The sequence below is a fragment of the Paenibacillus thiaminolyticus genome (genome assembly GCF_003591545.1).
Taxonomy (GTDB): domain Bacteria; phylum Bacillota; class Bacilli; order Paenibacillales; family Paenibacillaceae; genus Paenibacillus_B; species Paenibacillus_B thiaminolyticus_A.
Map to the genome: position 1 here is coordinate 301,265 of NZ_QYZD01000003.1, position 12,316 is coordinate 313,580.

13 protein-coding genes are annotated in these 12,316 nt (G+C 54.3%); 12 read left to right on the forward strand and 1 reads right to left on the reverse strand.

The annotated features are described in order from the left end of the window. Positions 1–178 precede the first annotated feature (178 nt). The 11 genes from DQX05_RS06320 to DQX05_RS06370 all read left to right on the forward strand — a co-directional run bounded on the left by DQX05_RS06320 (position 179) and on the right by DQX05_RS06370 (position 10,510). Positions 179–562 (forward strand): hypothetical protein, encoded by a 384-nt coding sequence (locus DQX05_RS06320; protein ID WP_006677119.1) that lies wholly within the window; start codon positions 179–181, stop codon positions 560–562. 225 nt (positions 563–787) lie between these two features. Then, positions 788–1,075: an Asp-tRNA(Asn)/Glu-tRNA(Gln) amidotransferase subunit GatC gene (gatC, locus tag DQX05_RS06325; RefSeq protein ID WP_006677117.1), complete on the forward strand. Its 288-nt coding sequence runs from the start codon at positions 788–790 to the stop codon at positions 1,073–1,075. A 35-nt stretch (positions 1,076–1,110) separates the two neighbouring features. Beyond that, on the forward strand, positions 1,111–2,556 hold the full coding sequence (gene gatA, locus DQX05_RS06330) for an Asp-tRNA(Asn)/Glu-tRNA(Gln) amidotransferase subunit GatA (RefSeq protein ID WP_397334999.1): 1,446 nt from the start codon (positions 1,111–1,113) through the stop codon (positions 2,554–2,556). Between the two features lie 14 nt (positions 2,557–2,570). Beyond that, positions 2,571–4,013: an Asp-tRNA(Asn)/Glu-tRNA(Gln) amidotransferase subunit GatB gene (gene gatB, locus DQX05_RS06335; RefSeq protein WP_119791861.1), complete on the forward strand. Its 1,443-nt coding sequence runs from the start codon at positions 2,571–2,573 to the stop codon at positions 4,011–4,013. A gap of 141 nt (positions 4,014–4,154) precedes the next feature. Further along, the gene (locus tag DQX05_RS06340) at positions 4,155–4,640 is read left to right on the forward strand and encodes a GNAT family N-acetyltransferase (RefSeq protein WP_119791862.1); all 486 of its coding nucleotides are present in this window, start codon (positions 4,155–4,157) and stop codon (positions 4,638–4,640) included. Next, positions 4,628–5,353 carry an MgtC/SapB family protein gene (locus DQX05_RS06345; protein WP_119791864.1) on the forward strand — a complete coding sequence of 242 codons (726 nt, stop codon included), beginning with the start codon at positions 4,628–4,630 and terminating at the stop codon, positions 5,351–5,353. The genes DQX05_RS06340 and DQX05_RS06345 overlap by 13 nt, the downstream gene beginning before the upstream one ends. A 169-nt stretch (positions 5,354–5,522) precedes the next feature. Further along, the gene (locus tag DQX05_RS06350; RefSeq protein ID WP_006677112.1) at positions 5,523–6,101 is read left to right on the forward strand and encodes an RNA polymerase sigma factor; all 579 of its coding nucleotides are present in this window, start codon (positions 5,523–5,525) and stop codon (positions 6,099–6,101) included. Positions 6,102–6,123: 22 nt separating this feature from the next. Next, positions 6,124–6,813 carry a hypothetical protein gene (locus DQX05_RS06355; protein ID WP_119791865.1) on the forward strand — a complete coding sequence of 230 codons (690 nt, stop codon included), beginning with the start codon at positions 6,124–6,126 and terminating at the stop codon, positions 6,811–6,813. A 25-nt stretch (positions 6,814–6,838) separates the two neighbouring features. After that, the gene (locus DQX05_RS06360) at positions 6,839–8,032 is read left to right on the forward strand and encodes a DUF4097 family beta strand repeat-containing protein (RefSeq protein WP_119791867.1); all 1,194 of its coding nucleotides are present in this window, start codon (positions 6,839–6,841) and stop codon (positions 8,030–8,032) included. 154 nt (positions 8,033–8,186) lie between these two features. Further along, the gene (gene perR, locus DQX05_RS06365) at positions 8,187–8,624 is read left to right on the forward strand and encodes a peroxide-responsive transcriptional repressor PerR (RefSeq protein ID WP_119791869.1); all 438 of its coding nucleotides are present in this window, start codon (positions 8,187–8,189) and stop codon (positions 8,622–8,624) included. Between the two features lie 311 nt (positions 8,625–8,935). After that, on the forward strand, positions 8,936–10,510 hold the full coding sequence (locus tag DQX05_RS06370; RefSeq protein WP_259391817.1) for a glycosyl hydrolase family 18 protein: 1,575 nt from the start codon (positions 8,936–8,938) through the stop codon (positions 10,508–10,510). A 56-nt stretch (positions 10,511–10,566) separates the two neighbouring features. Here the strand turns inward: DQX05_RS06370 and DQX05_RS06375 are convergent, their stop codons facing one another. Then, positions 10,567–10,956: a DUF2614 family zinc ribbon-containing protein gene (locus DQX05_RS06375; RefSeq protein ID WP_119791873.1), complete on the reverse strand. Its 390-nt coding sequence runs from the start codon at positions 10,954–10,956 to the stop codon at positions 10,567–10,569. A gap of 135 nt (positions 10,957–11,091) precedes the next feature. Between DQX05_RS06375 and DQX05_RS06380 the strand changes: the two genes are divergently transcribed. Then, positions 11,092–11,988, forward strand: a complete 897-nt coding sequence (locus DQX05_RS06380; RefSeq protein ID WP_119791924.1) for a hypothetical protein — start codon at positions 11,092–11,094, stop codon at positions 11,986–11,988. Positions 11,989–12,316: the final 328 nt, after the last annotated feature.

Below are 12,316 nucleotides of genomic sequence, written 5' to 3' on the forward strand. Positions count from 1 at the left end.
AACCCGCGTTGCCGCGATTCCACCGATTTCCTGCGAATGCATGTTGACATTTGCACGGAGGTCACATATTTTTATCGTGAAAAGGCAGCGTCTTTTTTGCGGAAACAAGCATACATTTACACCAATCATAAATTTTAGTACGATAGAGGAAACAGCATATGGATGGGAGGCATGGACAATGCTGCATTTGGGAGAGAAAGTAGTCATTGTTGCCGACCGCTTCGAACAACATTTGCCTATCGGGGAATATGGCTATATCATTGCCTATGACCGCAATGCGGATAACGCATTCGATTACGTCATCCGGGTTCCGAGAGCAAACCGCAACTTCTTCGTGCCGGCGTCTGACGTCGAGCAGGAAGGCCTGCTACTACAGCAGGAAGCGGACCGCATCGAACGGGAAGCGCTTATCGACTATGCACTGGCTACTCACAATGAGTCTCTGTTCCGCCGGATCATGAATGGTGATGCGGCAGAAGACCAGGAGGAAGAGAACGAGCAGGAAGAAGCGATGTCTCAGGAAGAGTTCATCCGGCAAGTCAACCTGCGCGCATGGATATAAGAAAGAGTACCGGTTTGCGTTACGGGGTAACGTGTGACCGGTGCTTTTTTGTATAGAGAAAAAGATGGTGATGGAACCGGCCCGGAAGCTTATAATGCTCCTGGGCGGCTGGGAAGCGCTGCGCTGCGCCGCATTAATGGAAGCCAGCGTTGAGTTGCCCACGCTTCTAGGCTATAATAGAGGGATGAATTTGGTCCAATTGGGACAAGGAGGAACAGGTTGCCGATGAGCATTCAGGTACAAGACGTCGAGCATGTGGCCAAGCTGGCACGGCTCAATTTAACCGATGAAGAAAAAGCGCGCTATACCGAGCAGCTGAACGCGATTCTGAAGTACGCAGAGAAGTTGAACGAGCTGGATACGGATGACGTGCCGCCGACAACGCATGTTCTGCCGATCCGCAATGTGATGCGTGACGATACCGTTCGTCCATCGCTGCCGATAGAGAAAGTCATGCTTAACGCGCCGCAGGAAGAAGACGGTCAATTCCAGGTTCCGGCGGTTCTGGAGTAAAGAGAGAGGGGGTAACCGCATTGACATTGTTGGATATGACGATATCACAAGCTAGACAAGCTTTGGCAGACCGCAAAGTATCCGCCGCCGAGCTGACGGAGGCGTCTTTTGCGCGCATCGCGCAGACCGACGGGCGGGTGCAGGCGTTCCTGACGCTGAACGAAGAAGGGGCCAAGGCGCAGGCGAAGCTCATCGATGCGCGCCGGGCCGCAGGCGAGGCGCTCCATCCGCTGGCCGGCATTCCGGCCGGCCTGAAGGACAATATCGTGAGCGAAGGGATGCGCACGACATGCGCCAGCCGCTTCCTCGAGAACTATGAGCCGGTCTATGACGGAACCGTCGCCCGCAAGCTGAAGGAAGCGGACGTCGTTACGGTCGGCAAGCTCAATATGGATGAGTTCGCCATGGGCGGCTCCAATGAGAATTCGGCTTACCAAGTGACCCGCAATCCGTGGGATCTGGAGCGCGTCCCGGGCGGTTCGAGCGGCGGCTCGGCTGCGGCGGTGGCCGCCGGCCAAGTGAGCTTCGCCCTCGGATCGGATACGGGCGGATCGATCCGCCAGCCGGCGTCCTATTGCGGCCTCGTCGGCTTGAAGCCTACCTATGGCCTCGTATCGCGCTTCGGCCTCGTCGCGTTCGCATCTTCCCTCGATCAGATCGGGCCGCTGACGAACAATGTAGAGGATGCCGCGCATGTGCTGCAGGCTATTGCCGGCTACGATCCGATGGATTCCACCTCGGCTCAGGTGGACATTCCCGATTATGCGGCGGCCTTGAGCGGAGAGGTGCGCGGCCTGCGCATCGGCGTGCCATCCGAATATATCGGGCCGGGCGTCGATCCGAAGGTGAAGGAAGCGGTGCTCGCTGCCTTGAAGGTATACGAGCAAATGGGCGCGACCTGGGAAGAGGTGTCGTTGCCGCATACCGATTATGCCGTGGCGACCTATTACCTGCTCGCTTCGTCCGAAGCGTCGTCCAACCTGGCGCGCTTCGACGGGGTTCGTTATGGCGTTCGTGCGGAACAGCCGAGCAATCTGCTCGAGCTGTATCTTCAATCGCGCAGCCAGGGCTTCGGCCCGGAAGTGAAGCGGCGCATCATGCTGGGAACATACGCACTCAGCTCCGGCTATTATGACGCCTATTATCTGAAAGCGCAGAAGGTTCGGACCCTGATTCAGCGCGACTTCGAGCAGGCGTTCCAGAAGTATGATATTCTGCTCGGGCCGACGGCGCCGACGACGGCCTTCCGCCTGGGCGAACAGATTGACGATCCGCTTCAAATGTACTTGAATGATATTTTGACGATTCCAGTCAGCTTGGCGGGCGTGCCGGCGATCAGCATTCCATGCGGATTGGCGGACGGCATGCCGGTAGGGCTGCAGCTGATCGGACGGGCGTTCGATGAGGCGACCGTGCTGCGCGCAGCGCATGCGTTCGAGCAGCATACCGATCATCACAAGCTGCGTCCGCAGTTGTCATAGAGGAGGCTTACGACATGCCAAGTGCTAGATATGAGACGGTAATCGGACTGGAAGTTCACGTTGAGCTTCGCACCGAATCCAAAATATTTTGCGGCTGCTCCACTGCCTTTGGCGCGCCGCCGAATACACATACTTGCCCGATCTGTCTCGGGCATCCGGGCGTCTTGCCGGTGCTGAACCGCCAGGCGGTCGAATATGCGATGAAGGCCGCCATGGCGCTTAACTGCGAGATCGCGTCCGTGAGCAAATTCGATCGCAAAAACTATTTCTACCCTGATTCGCCGAAGGCCTATCAGATATCGCAGTATGATCAGCCGGTTGGGCAGAACGGCTGGATTGATATCGAAATCGGCGGCGAGACGAAGCGCATCCGCATCAATCGTCTGCATCTGGAAGAGGATGCGGGCAAGCTGACGCACGTCGATGGCGGCTATGCTTCGCTGGTCGACTTCAACCGGGTAGGGACGCCGCTGGTCGAGATCGTATCGGAGGCGGATTTGCGTTCGCCGGAAGAAGCCAAGGCTTATTTGGAGAAATTAAAGGCTATTATGCAATATTGCGAAGTATCCGATGTGAAGATGGAGGAAGGTTCGCTCCGCTGTGACGCGAATATCAGCCTTCGCCCGTACGGGCAGGAGGAGTTCGGTACGAAGGCCGAGCTGAAGAACATGAACTCCTTCCGCGGCGTGCAGCGCGGCCTCGAGTATGAAGAGGAGCGCCAGGCCGATATTCTGGACGAGGGCGGCCAGGTGGTGCAGGAGACGCGCCGCTGGGATGAAGCGCAAGGACGAACGCTATCAATGCGCAGCAAGGAAGAGGCGCATGACTACCGCTATTTCCCGGATCCGGACCTCGTAACCGTCGTCATCGACGACGAATGGAAGGAGCGGATCCGCGCTACGATTCCGGAGTTGCCGGATGCCCGTAAAGCTCGGTATGCCGCCGATTACGGCTTGTCCGGATACGATGCCGAGGTCATCACCTCCTCTAAAAAGCTGGCCGATCTGTTCGAAGACAGCCTTCAATATACGAAGGATGCCAAAGCAGTGGCGAACTGGATCATGGGAGATCTGCTCGCCTTCTTGAATGCGGGCGGTCTTGAGATCGAAGCCGTCAAGCTGGACGGACAAGGGCTCGGGGAAATGATCGGGCTGATCGAGAAGGGCACCATCAGCACGAAAATCGCCAAAACGGTATTTAAGGAAATGCTCGAATCCGGCAAGCCGCCGCAAACGATCGTCGAGGAGCAAGGACTGGTGCAAATTAGCGACGAAGGCGCCATCCTGGCTGTCGTGCAGCAAATCATCGCGTCCAATCCTCAATCGGTCGAGGACTATAAAGCTGGCAAGCAAAAAGCGATCGGCTTCCTTGTCGGCCAGGTGATGAAGGAGACGAAGGGCAAGGCGAATCCGGGACTCGTCAATCAATTGCTGGTCCAGTGCCTGAACAGCCAATGATACCGGCTACGATATAACAGTCCGCAAGACGGAGCATGCGCCGCAGTTTTTCATCGATTCACATGGAGGAGCTTGGCGCATACTTCGTCTTTTTTTGCTTACAGATAAAGAGAGCAATAAAAATTTCGGGTCTGTGGGGGAATGATTGTGCTTCGTCAACTGGATATGAATGATAATGAGACCCTCGAACAATTATGGTACTTGCAGCAGAGCGCCTACCGCATCGAAGCGGATCTTCTCGGCTTCGACCGGATTCCTCCGTTAATGGATACGATCGACGATCTGAGGCATTGCAAGGAAACCTTTTACGGCTGGTGGGATGAAGCCGAACTGATGGGATCCATCTCGTATGAGGTGCCGGAGCCGGATGTTATCGATATTTGCCGGCTGATGGTTCATCCGCGCGCATTCCGCCAAGGCATCGGCTCCCGTTTGCTGGAGCATGTCCTCCAGATTCCGGGATTCCCCATTCACCGCATTGCGACGGGGGCCCGCAACACTCCCGCCTTGCGGTTGTATGAGCGTGCAGGCTTCCAATTTCGGCATGAAGAAGAAATCGCACCCGGGGTACATCTTCACCATCTGGAACGGGTGTCGAAGGAGGATGGTTCAGGATGGGAGAAATAATCGACGCCTCGAATCCGTGGGTCATTGACAATGTCTCGCTGATGATGCGCTTATTCCTGGCGATGCTGCTGGGGGGCCTGGTCGGATTAGAGCGGGAGCAGGCAAATCATCCTGCTGGCTTGCGCACGCATATTCTCGTATGTCTCGGCTCAGCCTTAATTATGCTGTTGTCCATTTATGGCTTCGCGCAATTCGTCTATGAAGGCAATGTACGGGTCGACCCGGCCCGTCTCGCGACGGCGGTTATTACGGGCATCGGCTTCCTCGGAGCGGGAACGATCATCTTTACGGGCAAATCCATCGCCGGTCTGACGACGGCGGCCTCTTTATGGGTCGTTGCTTCGATCGGTCTCGCCGTCGGGGCCGGATTTTATTTCGCAGCCGTCGCGGCAACGGTGCTGGTCATCGTCAATCTGTTTGTCTTCAACAAGATTGAGCAGCGGTATTTCACAAGCAAGAAAACCTATGTCCTTACGTTGGAGACGGACGGAGCTTCCCACTTTCTTCATCAGCTCCACGAATTTTTGAACGAGCAGGAGATTCAGACGAAAAAAATAACGACGCAGCGCCTGATCAATCGCCCGTACGAGGGTCCGGACGTCAAGCACACCGAAATTCAAGTTGTCCTTATTGTTCCCCGGCAGTTCGAAATTTTTGCATTTACGACCCAAGTTGAGCAGATGACCGGCGTTCGTTCCGTTACCGTTGAATAGCCCTTTCCCCGGCAATCGGCGCAATACAGACTAGACTAAAGTCGGTGAAACCTTCCTGGACCAGGGAAGGTTTCTTTCGTTTCCCCGTCCGCCTTACAATAAAAGCAGAAGATTGGAGAGGCGGCCGACAGGCTGCCATCGTGGAGAAACGGAAAGGAAGTCGGCTATCGTGGAACGTGAATTGCGGAATCAATCAGATGAACAGCTCGTTCAGCTTATTTTGGGCGGCAATGAAGAAGGGATGCGCATTTTGGTGGAAAGACACCGCCCATTTGTGTTAACTTGTATTTGTCAAACGGTTCAGGACCGGCATCTGGCGGAGGACATCGCTCAAGAAGTCTTCGTCAAAGTATACCGCCGGCTCCATACATTCCGCGGGGATTCGAAATGGACGACATGGTTGTACCGTCTCACGCGGAACCAGCTCATCGATTCGCTGCGCAGACAGAGACGGGGAGCCGCCGATCGTCTGGAGCCTGCTACGATAGTGGCCCTTCCGCATCAAGATGAGGAAGCGATGCCGGAGGAATGGGTCATCAAGCGTGAGCGGTGCGAGCAGGTGCGCCGGACGTTGGGCAGCCTCCCGGACAAGTATCGGACAGTGATGGTGCTTTACCATATGCGCCAGCGAACCTACGCCGAGATTGCCGAACAACTGCAAATGCCTGTGCGGACGGTTGAGACTCGATTGTACCGGGCGAAAGCACTGTTCAAAAACGTATGGAATGAATCGGTGGGAGCCGTATGATTGCAAGGGAGGAATGAATACGATGAACGATGGAGGCCGCAGAGACAAGGAACCACCGGTGGATCAACCGGAACGCCAGCGGATGGACCAGGTCCGCACGCCGGATTGGGACAGAGAAGAAGAGCAATTTCTCCGGCGAAGAATGGCGAATCTGGAGCATCAGCAGCACGAGCACCAGCATCATGGCAATTATCCGCCGTTCGACGGAATGCCTCCTGTACCTCCTGTATTTGGAAGACCGCCCCAGCGCAAGAGCAAATTTTTATCGCTCCTATTGTCTTTTATTTTCCCCGGAAGCGGTCATTTTTACTTGGGATTGATGCAGAGGGGCCTGCTTATTATGATGCTTCTCGCTCTGGATATTGTAGCGATTGTCTATTTTAGCGCTACCGATGCCCGGATCAACGTGCCGCTCATCGTCCTGCTTGCCCTTATGCTGCCTGTTATTTATTTCTTCAATTTATTCGATGCTTTGCAGAGTACGGAGCGCGTCAACCAGCAGGCGGTCTATGGATTGGGGGCCGGCAATGTGACGCAAGGCCCTTGGCTTGGCCTGCTGCTCCTGTTCGGCGGCGTCGTTCTGCTGCTGTTCACGGTCGATCCGGCCTGGCTGCGCTGGTTTTTCAGCAATGCAGGCTCTTATGCTGGAGCAGCCGTGCTTATCGGCGGAGGGATTTTTCTGCTAATCAAGGAATCGCGCAAAAGACGCTAGCCGATCTTAAGGAGTTGGGGCATACTTGATAAAGGTAGGCCGGATTACTGCAGCCTTGTTGATTATCGCCGTCGGCGTGATGGTGCTCGTCGATCAATTTTTTGGCCTGCGCAGCATCCGGCTTCTGCTCGTGTGGTGGCCCTGCATCATCGTGCTGTGGGGATTGGAGATGATGGTGAGCGCCAAGCGCGGGCGAAGCCCGGACGGGAAGAGAAGCTGGAAGATCGATTGGCCAGGCATGTTCGCTGCTATCTTTTTAACCTTCTCGGTGTTCATGATTGTCCAGCCTTATCTGTTCAGGGACTGGGTACGGAGCATTCAGTTCGACTTTTCGATGATGAAGGAAATGAAGCTTGCCGAAGGGATGAAGTTCAAGCAATCTGCCCTGAATTATTCCATTGAAGGCCGTTCGATTCGGGAGCTTGCCGTTCGCAATCGCTATGGCAATGTGTCGATTCGGAGCGGAAATGTGACGGATGTGGAGGTGGAGCCGACGGTCATCGTCAGCAGCTTGCCCAAGGAGGAGGCTGAGCAGCTGGCAGACCAGTCTCGCGTAGACATCGCGGAGTCTGCCACAGAACACCAGCTTCGCATCGAAGGCGCCCCAGCACGCTATGCGGCGAATGAACAGCTCGTCCGTATCGACCTCAGCATTACGGTTCCGAATGAGGTGGCGTGGAATCTCCATGTTCAACTGGACGACGGGCTAATTGACATCCGTGAGCTCCGCGGGGCCATCGCCGCCGAGACGAAGAGCGGATCGATCCAGATTGCCAATATCGATAACTCCGTTCAAGCGCGCACTTGGGACGGAGATATTGTAGTGAAGGGAATTGGACAGGATCTGAATGCGGACACGGCCCGGGGAGATATCATCATTCATGACGTCAAGGGGGATGTGACGGCTGAGACGAAGAGCGGCGATATCGATATTAGCCGCGCGGTACGAGATGTTCAGGCGGAGACGCTGAGCGGGGACGTGCTGGTCGAATCGGAGGTTGTCGGAGGATACTGGAAGCTTCTGAGTCTGGCGGGGGACATGACGGTTCATCTACCGGATGACGCAGATGCCAGCGTGTCCGGCAGGAATACATTCGGCGATATTACTTCGGATTATCCGTTGTACCTTGCTGACAATCGTATCGAAGGGACGCTGGGAAGCGGGATGCATGCTATCGTCTTGCAGACGAATGGAGACCTTCATGTTCTGAGGAGATAATCGAGGAGTTGCGGACGTCCGAGATAGAATAACATTGACAAATCGAAAAAGGTAACCGTACAATGGACATATAGATATTATTTCTTGAGAATCGTTACAATGTACAAATTAGACAACCCGAATGAATCATGAGGCGTAGAAGGCGGTGGACAGGATGAAGACACGGGTTCAACATGCATTGGAACAATTGAAAATGTCCGGAGTACGCATTACGCCACAACGCCATGCGATCTTAACCCATTTGATGGATGCGATGAACCATCCGACGGCGGATGAAATATATCGGGCGCTTGAGCCCAAGTTTCCGAGCATGAGCGTAGCCACGGTCTACAACAACTTGAAGTTGTTTATTGAAGCCGGCCTGGTGCGTGAATTGACCTACGGAGACAGCTCAAGCCGATTTGATGCGAACGTCTCCGATCACTATCATGCGATTTGCGAGCAATGCGGCAAGATTGTCGATTTTACGCTGCCGGCTCTGCAATCGGTAGAGGAGACCGCCGCCGAACGGACGGGCTTCTTCATACGGGGACACCGCATGGAAGTATATGGCGTGTGCCAATCGTGTGCAGCTGCGGCTGCCAAGAAGTAACCGGGACATTCCGGAGGACAACCGTTGAATCATACATGCGCGCAGCAGATTTTGCTTGCGCGTTTTCTTTTGGACAGGGAGATGCAAGTCTTGGGAGTGGGAGGAACGACAACATGAGTTACCGGGGAGAGCGTCGGGGCGGAAGGACAGTAAATGGAAGGCCTGCGAACAGGCCGGGAAGCCGTCCCCAACGCAAAAAGGGTGGCTGTGGCGGATGTCTCGTCATCTTGATAGGAGTTATTGTATTGTCCGTGTGCATTTGGAAAGGATGGTCAGAGTGGTGGCCAGGCCATGAACGAGCAGAGTCTGATATGACGCAAGTTGAGCAGCCGCTCACCTATAACGGGACATGGAGCGGGTACGGCACGACAGGACAGGGAAAGGATCTGCTCATTCCAGTGCAGGCGCTGGATGGACTGCTGCCGGTTACATTTGAAGCGGAGAGCGGCACCGTTATTTTGACAAGCCCGGTCTCGGTCGCTTCGATGCCATTGGATCAGCGGGGCGGGCTGTTGAACGGAAGTCCGAAGGAGTGGCCTGCGGCTGCCGTCCGCATCGACAAGACGGTTCATGTTCCCGCATCTGTGCTGGAAGAGTTGTACGGGATTGAAGTGAAGCAGTATCCGGCGAATGGAGCGGTTCAGTTCGGAATGCCGGGCCAGACGCTCCAATCCGGCACGATCGTGAAGCTGCGGCAGCCGGAAGACACGGTCCCGATGAGGCAGGATTCAGACAAGAGGTCGCCGATTATCGCCGATTTGAAGAGCGAATCGCCAGTGACCATTTGGGAGGAGAGCGGAGATTGGCTCTGGGTAGAGGCGGATGAGGGCACATTGGGGTATGTGGCGGCCGAGGATGTCGTGCCGGGAGACGCCCATACCGTACCTGACACGGCTGAGGCACCGCTGCCACGATTCGTCGAGGAGAAGACACCTGTGAGCCTTGCCTGGGAGGCCGTCTACTCCCGCAATCCTGACCCATCCAAGCTGCCGGACATGCCGGGCACGAATGTGATCAGCCCGACCTGGTTCAGTCTGGAGGATGAAGAAGGAAATGTCCTTAGTAAGGGGGACATGAGTCTGACCGAATGGGCACACCGTAACGGCAAGCAGGTGTGGGCGCTGTACAGCAATAGCTTCGAACCGGAGCGGACAACGGAAGCCCTTTCGACCTTCGAACGGCGGAATCGTACAATCGGTCAATTGCTTGCCTTGGCGGATCGTTATCAGGTGGACGGAATCAATCTTGATTTTGAAAATGTGAATGTCGAGGATCGGAATAAGCTGACTCAGTTCGTAAGAGAGCTTGTCCCTCGGCTTCATGCCAAAGGTCTCGTCGTATCCATCGATGTGACGGCAAAGTCGGAGAGCGGCAGATGGTCGCAATTCCTGGACAGGGAAGCCCTTGGCCAGCTTGTCGACTATATGATGGTCATGGCGTATGACGAGCATTGGGCGGCAAGCCCTGTCGCCGGATCGGTCGCATCTCTGCCTTGGACTGAGCAAGCGGTGACGCGAATTATGAATGAAGACAGCGTGCCCGCACATAAGCTGGTCCTGGGCATGCCGCTCTATACGCGTATCTGGACGGAAGAAGTGCAGGATGGGGAGACGAAGGTGAGTTCCAAGGCTTTGGGAATGCAATCGATTCAAGATATATTGACGGACAAGAAGCTGAAGCTGGAATTTGATGACGCTGCGGGGCAGCACTACGTTGAGTATAAAGAAGAGGGGAATTTGCAGCGGATTTGGATTGAGGATGAGCGTTCGGTCCGGGCGCGAATTGAACTGGCCGATCGGCTGGGCCTTGGAGGAATTGCCGTCTGGGCCCGCACGTTCGCCAGTGATGACATATGGGACGTGCTGCGTTATCCGCCGGTTCCTTAATATGAAGAAGACAAGCCGCTTTCCCGGTAAGGGAGGCGGCTTGTCTTATGTACTCGTCAAGACTTCGGCGCGGACGCAGCCGATTCGGCTGGAGCTTCATCGGACAGACCTGCATTGGCTTGCGTAGGATCGAAGGTCAGGATAGTCCGGCAGAACATGCAGCGGTCCGTCTTGCCGATCATTTTCGTTGGCCTGCCGCATTCCGGGCATTCCAGCGCGACGACACTCGTGGAGAGCATGCCGGCCCAAAAATAAATACCCATGCTTCCCAATAGAAGAATGCCGCCAAGCACCATGAATACGGCAGCGAACGGACGGCCCTGCACGCCCCACATCAATATGCCGGAGGTGCCCAAGATCATCATACCCATGCCTGCTAAAATAAGGACGAGCCCCCACAACCGAAATTCACTAAGCTTGCTTGTCTTAAATAGCCGAGTGTTCATCATGAGCCTCCCAATACATATCTTGAAATTGTTTTGCAAAATAGAAGGAAAGAGAGAATCTATGTAGAATTATAAACATGAATCAAGACAAAAGGAAGCTTGTTGGCAAGAAAGTCGAAAAAGCGTGGGATTCATATGAAGCAAGCAATAGACAAGGTCAAGATGGAGCAATGGATGAACGCGCCGCACATTCAAGGCGTTCTTCAACTGATCCCTGACTCAAGGAAGCTGGCAGTACAGGAATACAACAGGTGTGATCGCCTGTATATCGTTATCGATGAACAGTGTCCGTCTTCTCCCTATCATACACAGACGGAGCAGGACAGCTCCATCACGCAGTGTATATTCATTCATCCGGAGCAGTGGAGAGCATGGAGCACATCAACGGAGGGTCTGCCTATGATGTCTTCCTTTGGACGAGCAGAGATTATCGCCGATCGCAGCGGCATGCTGGCGGAATGGCAGCGGCTGCATCATGCGGATGGCAAGGAATTATTTCAATCAGAATACATGAAGATGTATGCGATGTTCCTGGATTGCTATTCCCAAGCCAAGCAATTTGCAGGCGCAGGACATATGCTGGATGCATATCGCTTCGTGGATCAAGCGTTCTATTATTGGGCGCGAATTGCCGTGATGGAACGGAAGGAAATACCGTCGCCAGCTCTGTGGCAGCAGGTCAAGCTATCGAATCTAGGCGTATACAAAATGTATGAGGAGTTTACGACAAGCACGGAGACTTTGGCCCAGCGAATTGAGTTGGCGCTGCTCGCTTGCGAGTTTTCTCTCTCTACCAAGAGCGCGGAATGCTGTCATCCGTTATTGGAATGGATCAAAGAACACGGCGCGCCGGTCGCGATTACGGACGTGCTGCAGCATGCCGAATTCAGGGCGCTTACCGACTATTTACCCATGTTGTTGAAGAAGCTCGCTTATCGCGGATATTTGCGCGAGAAGCTGGTTGACCATCCATCTCCTTACGAGGGATTGGGAAGAACGCCGGCTTATGAATGGGCGGTTAGCCATATATGAACCACTCTGCCGCATCCCATCGGAATGCGGCGTAATTTTTTAAAAAAAGGGATTGACTTCACCGGAATGGATATGATACATTAATATTCGCCCTTCTGAAAGAGGCAGGTGTGGAACTAACTGTTCGAAAGTAACTTAAAAAAAGTTGAAAAAAACACTTGACTTAAAACAGGGCGATATGATATATTATAAGAGTCGCTGCTGAACACAGCGAAGAGATGAAGCGAAGGGTTGAAGCGCGAATAACGCGGCGGCCGATAAGCTTCGAAAGATGATTGTTCTTTGAAAACTGAACAACGAGTGATGTTTGTGCAAGAGGTCATATTGA

What these genes read in the sequence shown, in the direction of transcription:
- DQX05_RS06320 (WP_006677119.1), top strand. Translation starts at nt 179, where the DNA reads ATGCTGCATTTGGGAGAGAAAGTAGTCATTGTTGCCGACCGCTTCGAA.
- gatC (WP_006677117.1), top strand. Translation starts at nt 788, where the DNA reads ATGAGCATTCAGGTACAAGACGTCGAGCATGTGGCCAAGCTGGCACGG.
- gatA (WP_397334999.1), top strand. Translation starts at nt 1,111, where the DNA reads ATGACGATATCACAAGCTAGACAAGCTTTGGCAGACCGCAAAGTATCC.
- gatB (WP_119791861.1), top strand. Translation starts at nt 2,571, where the DNA reads ATGCCAAGTGCTAGATATGAGACGGTAATCGGACTGGAAGTTCACGTT.
- DQX05_RS06340 (WP_119791862.1), top strand. Translation starts at nt 4,155, where the DNA reads ATGATTGTGCTTCGTCAACTGGATATGAATGATAATGAGACCCTCGAA.
- DQX05_RS06345 (WP_119791864.1), top strand. Translation starts at nt 4,628, where the DNA reads ATGGGAGAAATAATCGACGCCTCGAATCCGTGGGTCATTGACAATGTC.
- DQX05_RS06355 (WP_119791865.1), top strand. Translation starts at nt 6,124, where the DNA reads ATGAACGATGGAGGCCGCAGAGACAAGGAACCACCGGTGGATCAACCG.
- perR (WP_119791869.1), top strand. Translation starts at nt 8,187, where the DNA reads ATGAAGACACGGGTTCAACATGCATTGGAACAATTGAAAATGTCCGGA.
- DQX05_RS06370 (WP_259391817.1), top strand. Translation starts at nt 8,936, where the DNA reads ATGACGCAAGTTGAGCAGCCGCTCACCTATAACGGGACATGGAGCGGG.
- DQX05_RS06375 (WP_119791873.1), bottom strand. Translation starts at nt 10,956, where the DNA reads ATGAACACTCGGCTATTTAAGACAAGCAAGCTTAGTGAATTTCGGTTG.
- DQX05_RS06380 (WP_119791924.1), top strand. Translation starts at nt 11,092, where the DNA reads ATGAAGCAAGCAATAGACAAGGTCAAGATGGAGCAATGGATGAACGCG.